Genomic DNA, 17,203 nt, shown 5'->3' on the forward strand with positions numbered 1-17,203 from the left:
AGGTATTAGGATCAACGTTCTAATCAGGGTACTAACAACTCATAATCAGTCAGCCTGGTAGCGGGCATCCACTGCCCGGCGCCTTGCTGCACATATTTATCTTTATTAAACAGGTCTCGGGGAACAAGTGTCTGCCAGCCTGTTATTTTCACCGTCACAATCTTATCTCTCTCAATATTCAGCGGATCATCAAGGTCAGTAAGCCGCATGCTTACTTCTCTTAATGACTGCTCCTCCTCCTGCCATGTAACGGTAAACTCCTTGCACGATATATGATTGGGGCGGAATAACCGTACGGTTTTGAAAGGGGGATTCCGGCTTACCTGCACATCATACCCCTCTTCTGCATACATCTTCAGCAAGGTATCAACAGGCAGGTGAAACGGCGCCTGCAGCTTTTTTGAAGGCAGTATAAATATCTTCTTCACCGCATTATTTACAGTCAGATAGATATCCGGCAGGCTCAATATCTGATCATCTCCCAATGCATAGTAAATACTATCATACCGTCTGGCAAACTGGAAACCGGCATGTATATTATTAGTAGTATCCGCAGGATCCTTTACAGATATACTTCCCGATACGTACAACAGTTTTAAACTATCCGAATGACTGTAAACTGCTGCCAGCTCACGCAGTGCTGCCTTCTCTTCTGCGGTGTATTCATGTACTGCATCCTTTGCAGGTTGTGTGGGCTGTTTTAGCAACCACTTCCTGTTGTTCGCCCAGGCGGCGAGCAATATACCACCGGCCAAAAAGATGGCTGTTGCTATTATCAGAATACGATATCGTTGCATTTTAATACTCTTTTTAATTGGTTATTGACGTATGTAGGCCGAGCGGGTTTCCCTGACAGTTATTATACCTCTGTCTGTCTCCTTTTTCACTCTAATAAGCGAGCCTTCATCATCATATTCATAGAAGGTAGCCAGATTATTTTCGTCCAGTTCCGCCATCAGCCTCATATTCCGATCATCATAAGCGAAGGTTTTCAACTGTGCATCATAAGGGAATATGCGTATATCATCGAGGTTAACGCTGCCACCTGCAGGCTGCAACACCACGTCCAGTAACGCGCCGTTGGTAGCAAGAACGCCCAGGTCCATCACGCCTTCCACCAGTTTCCACCCCTCCACAACCGCTTTTTTCTTGAGCTGAACACCGGTTCCATTTACCTGTAAAACAATTCCCGGATCCTGACTACGCGGTTGTCCATCCTTCACCCAGGCAGAGAAAATGTATTTCTTTGAAAACACCGGATTGAATCCTGTCGGATATAGACCAGGGAATCCCATTCTATAATATTCACCAACAGTATTAGTATTGAGGAACATGCCCGGACGATACTCACGGGTATCCATGCTAGCTCTCAGGCGAACAGCACCCTGTAGTTTCAGACTATAATTACCGGTGTGCGCAGTACCGGGCACCAGTGCCTGTGCGATGCTACCGCCCAGGTAAGAGCGGATACTGAAACTATCCGGGTTACATACCGCAGCAGAGGTACAGTTATTATTAAAGAAATAATCATCAAATCCTTCATAGTACAACTCCCTTTGCATGGAATTCACACCAACTGCCGCAGGCAAAGTATTTTTAAAGGCATATAATGCAGCGCTGTATTTATTCAACGCGTCTTTGGTTTCCACTTCCTGCCCTGCCCTGTCATAAAGCGTTACATAACTGGCCGATACCCAGTTCCTGTCACCGCTGTTATGCCATGCTGCAGCATCATCCACATACCAGAGAGGAACGAACGACTGGTAATAACCGCTATTCCGTGCATAGACGCCGTTACCGGTACCATCTGTCATATGGCGGTCCACCCTGTTTACTTCGTACACTTTTGACTCCGACGGCCTCCAGTTGCCCAGGTATCCCAGCAACCAGGGATTTATCACATTAGCCCGGCCTATTGCACGGCAATAAGGTACCGTACCACACGGGTTGCGCAAACTGCTGCCGTTACAACTGTAGCGGGCGGTGACAGTTCCATTGGATTCATTAATGAAGGTCGGTACCTGCTGGCCCACCAGGTTCCTTGTGCTGAACAAACGCCTGCCACTGATAACATTACTGTTACCCTGCAGCAACTCAGTGTATGAATTGTTGTACACCTCAACACCTATCGATGCAAGTGTTACACCATCTCCAACATCGTTGTAAGCAAGCACACGTATCGTATGGTGCCCGGCATCCAGCTGCAGAGGATATACATACCAACGGGAGAGCGTAATAGTGGAATAGAGATCCAGCTCCTTAAACAACACATTATCGATATAGATCTTTATCCGGTTGTCGGCAGCAAAACCAATGTAATATGTCTGGGTTACAGGCGCATCAAAGCAACTATTGAAGCCCCACCACTTCAGGGTGCTTGAATTTCTGTCGCCACACAGCCAGACGCCCGCTTCATTCAGGCGGCCACAGTAATTGACGGTAGTGCCGCCTTCCTGCGCCTGGCGACAGGTACGCCAGAAGGTATTGTTGTCATTTTTCTGCGCTGTGATATTGCCGGACGCATCATAGAACACAGCGCCATCGCGTCCATAATCCTTATACTGGTCTCCGTTACACACCTTCAATATATCACGCGTATCCTCCTGCGGCAGTATAACACACTTGCCAGGTATAAGATCTGATACATAACCCGGCGGACAGTTATCGTTGTAGCATGTAGGATCTGGTACAGACATGGCCTGCGTCTGTTCTTCCTGCCGGGCAAAAGAAGCTCCACCGCCCGGACAAGGTAATATATCACAGCTGCCAGGCATTCCCCAGGCTTCATCAAAAAGCGTCGCCTTCGCATCAAGCACCTTATATGCCGCTAATGCCTCATTACGTAATAAACCAATACGGGTATTGTTCTCCAACGGGTCTTTCAGACAGGTAATGCTGCCAGCTGAAGAGGTAAGCATATTCCGGTATCCCGAACGGCATACTTTAACTGTTCCCAGGTAGTTGGTCTTTAACTTTCCGGTTTCATCTATCAGGCGGGATTGCTGGCTTACCCATAATCTTTCGCCGTCATTGACATTTATCAACTCATCTCCCGGCGTTAACAGGCTTGCAAAAGAAGGACTGATAATACCGTCAGAACCCGAATTAAAATCCTGCAATAGGTTGTTGAGGCTTTTATATGCCCCACCCATTTGTTTATACACCCAGTAAGCAGGGATATTCAAGGTATAAACTGGGTCGTTAAACTCATTCTGCGTGGAAGTCAACACCTCTTCTCCTGTATTCCGGTCAAACAACAGGGTCCGGGCTGTAACTGTAGAACCCTCGATCGTTTTTACCACTCTGTCCACGACACCGAAATACTGCACTGTTTTCAGCACACTTGCGGAACGGAACAAACGGTACTCGTTATTGTCCTTTACAGGCCAGTGTGGTATAGGGAAAGGTATACCAAAGATGATGGGTATCACATCCACACCGAGGTTGATAGACTGGCCGAAATTGCTCATCTCCTGCTCACGCATATCAACGAACATCTCGATCTCTCTTCCCAGTATTTCCTCATCAGGTGATATTTGTCCATTTTCATCCACCACCCTCACCTTGTTCGTGAGCCTTGATGTTGTTGCATCAAGCGGGGCGTCTTTATAGTAATACACTGTTGATGATATATCAGCACCCGACTGGTTGAAAGAGCGTTCCGCTTTGGGCTTACCATGCATATCGTTCAGAATGATGGTATATCCCTGCGATAATGACTGCTCATGAACAACGTTACCACCAAAGAAGGAAAACCAACTGGAAGGCTGATAGTTCCACTGATCCGGTTTAGGTTGTGTTTGTACTATCACAGGATAATCGCGTGCTGTATAGAACTCTGATACATCCCATCCTGTTCTGTTCGTCGGATCAGGTGCATCACCGCCACCCAATCTTCGCACTGTTACTTTGCTATAACCTACATCGGGCGACGGGAAGAGCGTTTCACCGAAAGGCTCTTCCAGGTAGAAGTAATTGTTCAATCCACCCTTTATCTGCTCAAGGTAAGGAACAGGCATCCGCATCGGGTTTTCATCACCTCCGATGGCCGGTTCATAAGCAGCAACGCCACTACTGATCTCCTTTCCGTTTAGTGTAGTCGTATACTCGTAACTTTGTCCATAGGTGGTTTCATCATTGTTACCTGTCATACTCTGCCAGCTGTCCTTCAGACGCACCGCCTTCACACGGGTTCCTCCACCAAACTTATGACCATCATATTTCACCATTCGTGCAAAGCTCTTACTCAGCATTACGCTGCTTGCAAATCCCTTTCTTTTAGCCCTTTTATAAAAGTTTTCCCTAAGCTCCGCCAGATTACCAATTGCATTCACCAATGCGCCCAGGGCTGCTTCAACCGGCCTGTCGTTCTGAATACGGTTCCTGTAGCCCGGATAGGCATAACGGGGATATTCCAGGCGCATCTTCTGCCAGGCTGCCAGCTCAAAGGGATTTACCCGAACACCGCCCGCATCCACATCTTCAAAGTACACATCTGCTGTACCACTGGTTCCACTCCCCGTTACATTCACCTTCGACACCTTACCATAACAGGGAACGAAATCATAGTTTTCCTGACCTGTAGCAGCCACCAGGTCTGTAACATGTACAAACAGCTTTGCATACATGTATTGCTGATCATTCAGGAATTCTTTCCGGAACCACTTTGTAGCATCCTGCGAACCTGAAGGCGTAGCCGGAACAGACAGCCGGAACCCTTTGGCATCAGCCAGGTTGGTGGTAGTGGCGCCATCTCCGGTTATCAGGCTGTTGATCTTAATCATCTGCATCGATCGCCGGCTCTGCACAAAAGCATAGTCGTCCGCCTCATAGTCCACATTTACTGAGCCACCTGTGGGAAGATGAATGACTTTCAACAACCAGGCACCTGCATTGGCATTTGCTGTTCCAGGCTGCTGATTGGTATAAGGAAATTCATCATTATTCATACCTGCCCAGCCATTGGCTTCATTATCTGTTTTGGGCTTATAGTTGCCCCAGCGATCGGTCGATAGATTTGCATAGGGCGCATCGTTGTATTCAAATGTATAAGGATGATGCTGCCCTTTCGAAGAACTGGCGTATTTAAAATAAACTGATTTCAGTGTCAGCTTTCCTCTGACGCCGTTTGCACCGTTGCGTATACCATCGTTTGGCCCGCCGCCGCTGCAAAGCGAATAGTCGTATTCAAATACCACCGTTTTGATAGGTGTGGTCAGGTCACTTTTTGAATACAGGCGTATTTCTTTTAAACGCTTTTGCCTGACATCCGTATTCTTAACGCCCATGAAATCATATACACCCAACGCATCATCACGATCTTCTGTAATAAAGTAGGCAATCTTTGTCTTTGTTTCAATTGAATGCTGGTACCATAGCTCCTTTTCTCCATATACAAGACTAGCCTTGTCATCGTCCGGATCCGCATACAAGGCCTTATTGAATAAGGCTCTCGATTGCTCATAAGGGCTACGCCATTTGTAAACACCATTTACTTTGGAATAATTGAAGCGTACAGCGGTACCAGCATCATCATCCGAAATCCCGTCTCCTGTCATATCCTGGTAATCCGTTGAAAGCAGGGCCGTCAACAAATAGCTGGTAGCATAGGCAGGTTGCGTTTGCCGGGAGTAATATTCATCAGTACCGAAGTTATGGTTAATGACGCCGTTCGTCGTATTGAATATTACCCGATTATCAAAGGCTCCATTGGGGCCCGACGGCTTTATAGCAAAGGTATATTCATCCTGTTTGATATTATAAACAGGCAAGCCATAAACCATACGGCGTCCGTCGTCTCCTAATACAGTAAGTTCGGAAATATGCGAGGGCTTCCTATACTGGCTACAACGCGACAGCAGCTCAGGCTTCACCCCGTTACATGAAACAGGCGAAAAACTACCATAGTTATTGAAAGGGAAATTCTTTATATCTCTATCCAAAGCAGCATTTACAGCTTCTTTTGCGGTAAGATAAGAGATAGGCGTTCTCCTCACCTGCCGGCCATTCTTCTTATAGGGATTTGTTGCCGCATATGTCTCATAAATGTCTTTCAGATTTCCGCTGGCGGATTTATTAGAAACCTTCACGGATACCACTTTCTCGCCCTGGACGCTCTCCTCGAAAGCCGCATCGGCCACATTCCTTTCCCCGACCTGCTTAAAATAGACGTCCTCTTCTTCAGACGCCTCCCTTCCTTTATTTCTGAAGTCGCCCTTCTGCAAGAAGTCATTCTGACTTTTCCACTTGCCTGTTTTGGAAGTAATGTTCTGCTTATAGTAGGTAATTCCTCCATGGAAGTAACTGCCAAAACCAGCATCACCTCCCAGTGTAGAATTGTCTGTTATACTTTTCACTTCCGGATCAAAGAATACACCACTTCCGCCGCTATATAACCTGAATTGTCCGCTACCACTCTGCCCTGTATAAGAGAACAGGTCGGGCGTAGCAACCGGTAGCGCTATATTGGGTATATTAGGCACGGCCGGATTGTCTTTCTCCCTCATGAAATCCATCAGTGCATCGGGCACATTTTTACCACGCCCCGCATACATAAAACCAAAAGCTGGCTGTTGTCTCACAGGTTGCAGCACCTCAGATCTGGATTTGTACCCTGTCACCCCTACCCCAAAAAAGAGGGTCCAGGCAGTAAATCCCCCATCAATACTAAAGGTGCGGTTAGTAGACTTATAAGGTACTCCTGCACGGGGATAAAACGGCGGTGTGTTAAAACTGGTAGTACTTCCTCCAACGTCAAAATTAAGCGTACCGCTTCCCCCGTCATCCTGTGCTGTATAAGAAAAGGATTGCGATAATGTAAGGTCCTTCAGCCCCTGCCGTGTATTGTATCCCAGGTTCGCAGATATGCCCATACTGGCAGCTTCCTGCTCATTCATAATGCCACGTATGGTTAAAGATATACTGGGGCTGACATCTACACCATCTGCAGTGCTGGAATGCACGCCAATCCCCATCCTGCCGGTCAGCCAGCCGCTTTGTGTCAAACTCATTGACAGGCCGGAATTCGCACCAAATTCAGCCCCGATGCCATTATAGTTATTACTGAAAATACCTACCGTAAGCGATCCTCCCAGTCCCAATACGCCCCATCCTTTCAGCTCCGTTCTGATCGTACCCCTGCCTCCATACGTGATGTTGGGCTTTGTATAGTTCTCTTCCTCCACAACATCACCGTTCGCGTCATCAGGAATACCCCGTAACTGCCTGTTGATAGCCCCGGTGGTCAGGCTCCAGCCCAGCCCCACCCAACTGGCCTCATCGTCCATTTTAACACCCGATTGGTAGTTCAGGTTGATAGGATAACCATCAATGTCTAAAAGCGGAATATTGTACTTAAAATCGCCGGTAAAAAGGTCTACCATATCACTGGCGCCGGCAGCCATAAACTGTTTACTTTCCGGTTGCGCGGGCCCGCTTGTCAAAGCCCATGCGTACATCGGTATCACTGTCTGCACTATCAGCAAACAAAGGAAGAACAGGGCAATTATTTTCCTCGGCTTAACGAGCTTGTTCATATGCTACAACTTAAAGAGTCAACTTTATCCAGCAGATTACGGTTGTAATTGAACCGTAACAATGTGGATGTAAATAACCAGTCCCTGAAAAGCAGTGCTAATGAGGACGTTCTTTCTACCTGGTCCTTTCTAAAACTAACCAGGTATTCTATACCACCTAGGTTCCCGTTAGCCACCTTGTGGGCATACAATGCAGGAACGGTGTCGGTGTTGATCACCAGTGAGAACAGGGAATCTATCCCATAACTATAATTGTCTTTCTCCGACACATGCAAAGGCCGGCTATTATCGCGGGAATGTACATTCACTCTGAAAGTCATCTCTTCACCGCCTGCTGCGCCCGATTGCGATGCATCTGCATGTTGGCGACAGGAAGGCATATAGGCCACTGCCACTGTGATGTTATTTACTTCCTTCTCCTGCATTGCTCCTTTCTTCATCTCTGCATCCAGCAATGGTTTTGCATTTTGCTTACAGCCCATAACACTGCAACATATCATTAGTATAAGGGATCGTTTCGCTGTCAACATATACTCACTTGTTAGGATTTTTATAAAGGAATCTGAGCTGCCGCCACTCACCATTCGGCAGTTTGATGGACAACTGGTAATAGTTACCATCTTTGAATGCTCTCTTATCCTGCAGATCGAGCGTTATATAATTCATACCTCTGTCCAGCTTTATCTTCTCCAGCTTCCCGGTTTTGAGCGAGGGTTGTGTAATACAACTCATGGTATATGTCAGCGGCATGGGATTATACGCATTATGGAGCGCGAAAAGGATCTTCCCATTTGCTACATAGAAATTGCCATGCGCGAGATCTTCAATATCACGGAAGGCCTCTTTGACGGTGTCTACCGGTTTATCAACGCAGGTGTTGGTAAACTCCCATATCTCCGACTCTGCCAGCAGCGTTGTGCCCCTGTAGGCAGTTACCTGCCAGGCATAACGCTTCCCTTCTTCTAATGGACGATTAACCGCAGGATAGAATAACATGGGCGTATTTATATTCAGCTGATTGATCAGGGGCAGATTCGTATTAATGGCTTCGACCTTATGCTGTCCCTCTTTGATCTCTACCATCAGCAAGCGATATTGCATGTTGGGCACCGCAGGTAAAACCGGCTGCCAGAAGAAAGTAGGACGTGTATTACAGTTACGGCTTTCATCTGCCGGATCAAGCAGCATCAACGGTGAAAAGGGTTGCAGATAATATTGAAAACATTGTTCCGCTATTACCTCTGCGCCTACGGTCTTTGTCCCATCCAGCAGGCGGTAGCAGTACTCATAATCTCCTTCTATAAAGCTGCCTGATTGCCGGGTTACAGCAGCCGCCTTGCTATCCTCAAAAAGTACAGCAGAGGAACGCGCCAGCTGTGGCGGAATGGCATTGCTGCCCGGGAACAGATGAAATGCAGGCGTCTGTATTTCCACGATCTTTCCAGCCTTCTGCTCTGTTACTGTTATTGATAATTTCACCACACGGCTTTGCCCATCTAAAGCAACCGTTCGTGCCATAAAAAGGCCATCCAGTGTCCGTCCCTGTATTTCAGGAATAAAGGCAAATGATACCTGTGCCTTCACAACACCTGTGACCAGCAAACACATTAATATTGTCCAGCAATGCTTTATTTGCCACATAAGATCAGTTTATTAAATATTGAATAGCCACTTCACTTCTGAATGTCCCGAACAGATAGTTCCTTTCTGTATTCAGGAGATTCTTTCTGCTATCTATGTACAGGCTGCAGTTAAGTTTTGGCAGCAGCGCGGCCGATATCATTTGTTTGACACCTATCTGACGCACTACATTCCTGTTATCCAGGTAAGTGATGCCGCTTGAACAGGTGATCATTTTCCGTACAGTATAATTCCATGACATGTCAGCATTCAGCAGGTTACTATATAATGCGTTCTGTTTCAGATCGTAGTTATAGAAAACATTCATAGAAAGCGTGTTGCCGCCAACCATCACTGCCTGCATAAGGGACGTATTGACAAGCATACTGTTTGTTCTGACGTCGCCACTGGCAAGGTTTATCTGCTGCAGTCCAAATACAACCGTATTGCTGGTGGGCAGGCCCGCCACTTTACTGCTCAATTGAGAGCTTGCGGTAAATTGTCTTGTCAGGAAGCTGCTGGTACTTTTATCGCTGTTACTGCTTTTCAATGATGACTGCATTAATTTTGAACTGAGGTACCAGTTGCGTTTCAGACGCCATGATACATCTGCACTATACTGCCTGTTCTTCCATCCACCAGAGAATGAAGTACTCATATCTTTCATATCGGCTTTCAACCCTGTAATTAATCCCGCCTGCTTCCACTTCTTCCGGACATTTAGTCCATACTGCCAGGAACCACGCAGGCCATTAGGCGCGCCCGGATTATTGTACCCCATACCGGCAAAAGTGAAGTACGCTTTATGGGAAAGGCCTGCTTTATCAAAGCTTCCCATATAATTGATCCCTACAGAGATCGTCTGCCAGAAATCATTCAGGAATGACATGGCCGCTGCCTTATTGGAAACCGTATAACCGTTATTGCCTGCTGTTGCCTGACTAAACTGGTTGGCCGACTTTGAGAACTCACCGTTTAGCGAACCGTATTCTCCAAGGCGGATCTGTTTAGATACCGTGCCTACGAAAGTGTTACGCGACAGGAACGACTGCGACAATTGCCTGGTGTTATTATTGCGGCTGCTGGCGTTCAGAAAGGTGACGTGTGTATGCGGCTTGTCCAATGTTCCCTTTCCTGCACCAATGTATTGCATCGCATAATGATTGGCAGAAAGGCTTTCGTTGAACATAGCATTCCTCATCCCCCTGCCATCAGCCCTGCTGCCAACCCCGGCCATCAGCAGCTTACCCTTGCTCAGATAACTGCCTGCTGCTCCATTCATGAAAAGTCCGGAGATGGCCATTGGACTGGACGCTGTATGAAAACTGCCAAGGTTAAGCGTTTTCATATGAAGGAATAATCGTTGTATACCACTAAGCGGCATCAATTTTTCGATACCTTCAATTTTGTTATCCTCTTCCATCATCCATTTGGAGGCCTGCTCTTTTATCTTATCGTAGCGCGCCAGCTGTTCCTTTAAGGGAGCCCCACTATTCAATGCTCCTTTCAGTTGCAGCAGTTTATCCATATAGGCAGCACGCGCAGCCTTTACTTTATCCACCATACCGACGATCGTATCAGCGCCCTTCGGCAACACTACATAGTTATTGTCCGCGAACAGGTTCCTGAGCTGCTGGCTATCCAGCCGGATCAACTGATCGGTGCTGATACCTCCGGGCACTATAGCCGCTGCCGGTATACCATATAGACTATCCATGCCGGCCTGCATTGATTTCATGCGCTGGTCCACATATGCTTTGACAAGCGCCTCGCCATCGATCTCTTTCAGAAAGTATTTCTTCAGATCATACCATTCATTCAGTTTGGCATTCAACTGCTGTACATACATATCATGATCGAAGGCTATTTTGAATATCCCGCCGCGCAGATAGTCTGCATCTCCGAATGTCGCCAGGTTGGTGTAACTTATTCCAAACGGCAGCTGTGCTATGCTTACCTGGTCGGATGCATTCACCACCCATCGGATACCCTGAGTAGCTGGCCCGTCCTCATATATCATCCGGGTTTCTGCGCCCTGCATAGCATGCTGCAAAGGGGTATTCAGATAGCGTTTTAAGCTGATAGTACTATCATTCAGCAGCATGAATGCATTATGCTGTTTCTTATCCAGATAGCGCAGCAACGGTACACTATCCTTCACCTGACGCAGTATGCCTTTTAGCGGCAACACGCTGTCAGCGGTGATGGAGGGCAATTGCTGCCTGGCCTTTGCATGGGCACATATACATATGCCCATGCAAAGCAGAAGGGGTGACAACCACAAAGATTTCATATATCGTTGTTAGGGGATAATGGATTTACATACTAATTCTCCTGGATAATAAGTGCGTTGATATAGGAAAAACTGCCGTACGATGCATTGCCGGTCGGGTAAACATCAATATAGATCCTACCCTCTGCATCTGCTATTGCCGTGGTAGTTGTAATATTGCTCGTGTTCTGCCATGCATCCTGGAATAGTTCAGTCCCACCATTAATACGATATACACCATATCTCGGTGCAGTAGCACCATTGCTGTTACTGCGGGACGCTACCATCTGGATGGTATAAGTTTTACCACTGGTCAGTCCTCCCACCAGCAAGTTATGTACAGTGGAATAGCGCGTACTGTAATTGAACCAGTAACTCTTCAGCACCGCATCAGGTACAACCCCGGTGTTATTGCCTGTCGACTGGCCATCGATATCAGAAGAGCTGGCGCCACTGTACTCTGTCCAGTAATTGGTTGCACCACTTATGTTATCTACGAGCCAGTTGGTCACCGGATCTTTCATGGAGATATGATTACCCGATGGGCGGCCGAATATGTTCATCCATCCCGGTACTTCCGGCAGTTGTGTTAAGGAGAAATTCACGCGGAGTGTCTTCCTGCCGTTATTGTCGGGGAATACAGACACTTTCAGGATATCACTCACTGCAAGCCCTGCCGCGGTAATTGCCTTAAACCGGAAAGTAAACACACCATTTGTCAGCTGTTTGATACTTGTGGTAGCGCCATACGGATTGGTGATGAGCGCAGTATTCGGACCGGAAAGTTGCTCCCACTGGTAACCTGATATCGCTATACCATTGTCCTGTATCAATGGGGTGATCTGTACCGTGTCTTTAGGCAGGGCTATACTGGTGTCTCTCACATCAACGTAAGGCGCAGCAGGCAATGTACCCTTTATACCGATATCTATCAGGCTGACATGCGCAATAGTGCTACCATTACCTACACGCAGATTGATGTCAATAGAGTCTACCCCGGTAACATTCGCATGAACGTTCGCATTGTTGTAATCAGGTGTACTGCCTTCCGGATAACGGGTCTCTGTTCGCTTCGCATCTGCCCATAGCTCAGATCCCAGTTTTGTTTCCAGCATTCTTTGTGTTGTATTGGCATCTATACGTGCGCCCCATAATTTGAAGCTATACGTATTCGCTCTGTTCAAACCTCTTACCCTCAGCGTTACACCATTGGGATTGATGCTGCTGTGCATATACATGTTATCATACAAGGCTTCCATCGGATAATCGCCTGTACCTGTATTGAAGCCGTTGTAATTAATAGCGTGGGTTGAGCTCGAACCGAATGTACCTTCCGGATTGCCAATGAGCTCAACACTGAGAGGCGTAGCACGATTGGCAGTGGTATTAAGTGTACCGGAATTAGCCTTATCCACAAAACCGGTAATACCGCCTTTTCCATACCAGTTATTCCAGTAATTGCCATTCAGGTCAGGCGAAGGAGTTGGTTTACCATCGGCTCTGTTAGAGCCATTGATCGTGTTGGCGCCGTCCCCTCCCAGGTCTATCAGTACCCTGTGATCAAATCCGCTTGGGCCGCCGTTGTCCGGCGGCAGCATTACAACTGTATTCGAAGTGAGGGTGGTGGAATTGACCAGCTGCGCGCTGATCCTGAAATATAGTGTCCTCTTGTGTGGCGCAGTATATCTTTTCTTAACAATATTTCCGTTGGAGATGACGTCGTACTGTGCCCAGCTGATACCATTGGATGACGTATCAATAGTATACTTACTTACACCTATAATCGGCTGAAAATAGGTTGTCAGACGGTCAAATATATTCCTCGCCAGATGTTGAATACCTTCCGGGTTCAGGTGCGTCTGATCGCCATTATCGTAAGAAGGCAATATTGCGGCAGGAGTGCCTGAATTGGGATCAGTAAAACCAATGAACCCTTCAATATATCTGTCCGGCCATGCATTTCTGATACTGTCAGCAACTATTTTTAATACTGCCTGTTCGTTTACACCATAAGAAGTACGGGGCTGCGCTGTTTCAAAGAATAGCGGAATCCCTCTGTTCTGCGACATTGTATCCAGCTTACGCAGATTGATCATCGTCTGCACTGGCGTGATACCACTGCCTGCATCGTTTGTAGGAAGGATCACCAGTATGATATCGGGATTAAAGCTATATGCCGCTTCTATATTGTGACCTGTAACACCGCCCTCAGATGCTTTTTGTACATCAATAGATCTATACCCGGCAACTCCATAGTTAGCCCAGCTGGGAGAAAGCGTCGATCCTGCCAGCCATGCACTGATGCGGTCTCCCAACCTGTTCGGATAATCCAACCCATAACCTGCAAGCGTGGAAGATCCAATACCAGCCACTCTGGGCGCATTGTATAACGTTGTATGATTGGTGGCCCAGCGCAATGTAAATGTGTTGTCACCATTGTTCACAACACCTGCATACAGGCGCTTCAAACTAGGCGTTCCATCTCCTGCAGTCTGCTCTTCATTAGATTCAACACCGGCTACCGCTTCTATATAAATGCGGTCGTTGTCTGCAAGCGCAGGATAAAACGTAATGGTACCTGCGGTCTGGTCAACTGTTATGCCCTGCAGATAGTCTTTGTACTGCAACAAGCCATTCCGCCACACCCTGATGTGTTTATTCTTAAATGCAGTATCTGTGTATGAAGTCTCGCCACTCGGAGGAAAACCGGCAGCGCCTACTTTGAACTGCACCATCCTGGCGATCTTCGCAAATGTGGTACGCCCATTCTTGTTGTTGTATAAGAAGCCTGCAGCTTGTTTCGTGGAGTTTTCAATTACCAGTTCTGCGTTCACGATCCTAACTGTGTCCTTCGCCACCTTTAACGGCGCATCCTGAGCATAGGCAAGAGAAGTCCCTAATAGGCACAGGGCAACGAACCAAACAATGTTTCGCATATAGTACGGGATTATAGATTACTTATCCTGAATTTAGATTACTTGTTCTGAATTTAATTTGTCTGAACTATTATTCGTGGGGGTAGCCACGATCACATGCTTGTATTAATGGTAGAAAAAAACTAGAAATTTTATTCAAGGTATAACGCTGACAAAATAAAGTAATCCAAAATTAAAATGCAAATATTTTTTTCACTCGTGTAACGAATGAGCTCAGAATATCGTCATTGCTTTCAATACCACAAGTAAGCTTATCGTACTTCCTCCTATTTAAACATACTTCGAAAACATAGGTATGTTCCCCTATTTTGGTCATTCAAATTATCTTCCGCTCTCACTTCGTCCGCAAACTCTTTATCGGATTAAGTCACCGCCGCCTTCCGGAAACGAACACTGTATGTCCGCTCCCCACCATGTTAACAAACAAGCACAATGTCCAGGCAGTACAAACTATAATGAGATCAGGGTATACAGTGCTACAACTTTGCAGACTGTATACCCCGATCATATTTCGAACAGCAGTTAACACATCAGATGCGCAAACATTCCGGATGCTCCCGATAATAGTTTACTGTGTCTGTACAAGCGTAAAGGCAGTATCAACCGGTCTTAACACATAACGGATCATTTTACGGTCAGACGGTGATTTACTGTCGTCTGTTGAGAAACTGCGGACAATATATTCGTTATCTATGTAGATGGAATCGTGTCCCTTATATTCCTGCCGTTGCGTAGGTGAAAGATCCGGGAAGTTTATCTGTTTCCCTGTCTTGCTATCGTACGCATACGCATATACTTTACTGTAACCAGCGCTGTCTACGCCTCTGGTAAAACAATATACTTCCGGCCTTCCATCCTTATTCAGGTCTGCAGTGGAAGCATAGTATATCGTTCCTTCCATTGGCGCGTTCACAGTCGCCATTTCATTGGATCCCTCCTTTCCCGTAATGGTCAGTTTCCGCAGCGCACCCTGTCCTTTGGAGTTAACAGAAAATGAATATTGTTTGTAGGTGAGTTGCTGATTGTACTCATCAGGGTCTGCCGTTCTTTCATTCATATCGGTAACCGGTGCAGTGCCAGTACTATCTGCCGTGTTGTCTGTACGGCCGTTATTACAGCTGAGCGCAGGCATCAGCAGGACACCGGTCATGGCAATAAATAATACCGTTTTCATAATATATGGTTTTTAGGTTCGCCGTTGCTGTTTACATCTTAAATGGCTCAAAATATGTTCCCTTTTTCGCGTTAATTACTGCGGATGATTTAACAATTCTTACCCTTCCCGGAATAGCCGGAAACGTCATCAATTGGCGCAGCTTTTGAGCCCCTACCTATATGGAAAATACTATCACCGGTAAAGTCATCGTAATAACTGGGGCCTCCAGCGGCGCGGGCCGTACTATCGCCCTTCATCTTGCACAGGATGGGGCATTTCTTGTACTGGCATCGAGGAACGAAGCTGTGCTGAAAGAACTGGCAATGGAATGCAGGGACTTAGGCACAAAAGCCCTGGTCGTACCCACGGATGTGACCGATCACGCTTCCGTCTGGCAGCTGGCGCGGACAGCTTACGAATGGAAAGGCAGGATCGATGTATGGGCAAACAATGCAGGCGTCCTTGCTGCCGGCACCTTTGAGAAGATGCCCTGGGAAAATCACCAGCGTGTGATTGCTACCAATCTGCTCGGTTATATGAGCGGGGCACATGCCGTGCTGCCTTACTTTAAATATCAACGCCGCGGCATCCTCATCAACAACATCTCCATCGGAGGTTTTCTTCCGGTGCCTTTTGGCGGCGCCTACAGTGCCAGTAAATTCGCATTAAGGGGCTTTTTTGAGGCACTTAAAGCAGAGTTGACGGACTGGCCCCATATTCATGTGGTTGACCTTTTTTCCGCCTTTCTGGACACGCCAGGCATACATCACGCCAGCAACTATACCGGCAAGGTGTTGAAGCCCGCCCCTCCGGTATATGATCCGATGATAATGGCCCAGGCTGTCAGAGCGTCTATCCTGCATCCAAAATCTACCCGATATCCGGGAGCCGCCTCGCTCCTTTTCAAGATCGGCCATGCCATCGCACCGGAACTAACCACAAAGTTCGCAGGCCTGCTGATGAAGATGTACCTCAGAAAAGCGGAAAGCGCCTCTTCCACCGACGGCAACCTCTTCAACACGGTAAATTTCGCCATGAGTACTAACGGCAACACAAGGCCACATCTTAAACGGGCTGTCAAACGCCTGCTAAAAACAGGGGCCCTGCTCGCCGGTGCCGGGTTTGCCGTATATTTGATGGCAGGAAGAAAAACCAGCAGACATGTCAGATAAATACCCCGTACATGCAGTTATTACCGGTATATTCTCAGCGCCGCCGGACGAGGCTTTCAGTGCATTTCTTGATACCCGGCAGATCGGGCAGTTTATGTTCGGGCCCTGCGTCAGGGATGAAGAGATCATTAGTCTTACCAACGAACCTGTTGTTGGAGGAAAATTCGCCTATTCAGTACGCAGACAGGGTAAGCAGTTCGATCATGTGGGTGAATACCTCGCCATAGACAGACCTCGCCACCTGGCATTCACCTGGTCAGTGAAACAGGATCCCACCGGCGGCGTGTCACGGATAGTTATCGATATCGCGCCAATCCTGGAGGGATGTGAATTAACACTGACACACCAGATGCCTCCCGGATCAGAAGATTTTACTGAGCGATCCAAAGAGGCATGGGGGAAAATGCTGGATGTGCTGACAGAAGTACTGGCTTAAAACCCCGGCATGGCTACATTACCGAATACCCAACTATAGCAACGCCCTATAGCAGTAACTCACATGCCTGATTAAA

9 protein-coding genes are annotated in these 17,203 nt (G+C 47.2%); 2 read left to right on the forward strand and 7 right to left on the reverse strand.

Going from position 1 to position 17,203, the window contains the following annotated elements:
- Positions 1–23: 23 nt before the first annotated feature.
- The 7 genes from L3C95_RS26200 to L3C95_RS26230 form a co-directional block, all read right to left on the reverse strand.
- On the reverse strand, positions 24–797 hold the full coding sequence (locus tag L3C95_RS26200) for a hypothetical protein (protein WP_236392368.1): 774 nt from the start codon (positions 795–797) through the stop codon (positions 24–26).
- Positions 798–818: 21 nt separating this feature from the next.
- Positions 819–7,535, reverse strand: coding sequence for a hypothetical protein (locus tag L3C95_RS26205; RefSeq protein ID WP_236392370.1), 6,717 nt, complete (start codon positions 7,533–7,535; stop codon positions 819–821).
- The gene (locus L3C95_RS26210) at positions 7,532–8,017 is read right to left on the reverse strand and encodes a hypothetical protein (protein WP_236392372.1); all 486 of its coding nucleotides are present in this window, start codon (positions 8,015–8,017) and stop codon (positions 7,532–7,534) included. Before L3C95_RS26210 ends, L3C95_RS26205 begins: the two co-directional genes overlap by 4 nt.
- A gap of 52 nt (positions 8,018–8,069) precedes the next feature.
- Positions 8,070–9,176 carry a hypothetical protein gene (locus tag L3C95_RS26215; RefSeq protein WP_236392374.1) on the reverse strand — a complete coding sequence of 369 codons (1,107 nt, stop codon included), beginning with the start codon at positions 9,174–9,176 and terminating at the stop codon, positions 8,070–8,072.
- A gap of 4 nt (positions 9,177–9,180) precedes the next feature.
- Positions 9,181–11,412 (reverse strand): hypothetical protein, encoded by a 2,232-nt coding sequence (locus L3C95_RS26220; RefSeq protein ID WP_236392376.1) that lies wholly within the window; start codon positions 11,410–11,412, stop codon positions 9,181–9,183.
- Between the two features lie 68 nt (positions 11,413–11,480).
- Entirely contained in the window at positions 11,481–14,363 is a 2,883-nt protein-coding gene (locus L3C95_RS26225; protein WP_236392380.1) for an SGNH/GDSL hydrolase family protein, read from the reverse strand.
- 568 nt (positions 14,364–14,931) lie between these two features.
- The gene (locus L3C95_RS26230; protein WP_236392382.1) at positions 14,932–15,537 is read right to left on the reverse strand and encodes a hypothetical protein; all 606 of its coding nucleotides are present in this window, start codon (positions 15,535–15,537) and stop codon (positions 14,932–14,934) included.
- A gap of 161 nt (positions 15,538–15,698) precedes the next feature.
- Here L3C95_RS26230 and L3C95_RS26235 point away from each other — a divergent pair, with 161 nt between their 5' ends.
- Positions 15,699–16,691 (forward strand): SDR family oxidoreductase, encoded by a 993-nt coding sequence (locus tag L3C95_RS26235; RefSeq protein WP_236392384.1) that lies wholly within the window; start codon positions 15,699–15,701, stop codon positions 16,689–16,691.
- Positions 16,681–17,127 (forward strand): SRPBCC family protein, encoded by a 447-nt coding sequence (locus tag L3C95_RS26240; protein ID WP_236392385.1) that lies wholly within the window; start codon positions 16,681–16,683, stop codon positions 17,125–17,127. Before L3C95_RS26235 ends, L3C95_RS26240 begins: the two co-directional genes overlap by 11 nt.
- The last annotated feature ends 76 nt before the right edge of the window (positions 17,128–17,203 follow it).

Origin of the sequence: Chitinophaga filiformis, from assembly GCF_021646545.1 — a bacterium.
GTDB classification, from domain to species: Bacteria; Bacteroidota; Bacteroidia; order Chitinophagales; family Chitinophagaceae; genus Chitinophaga; species Chitinophaga filiformis_A.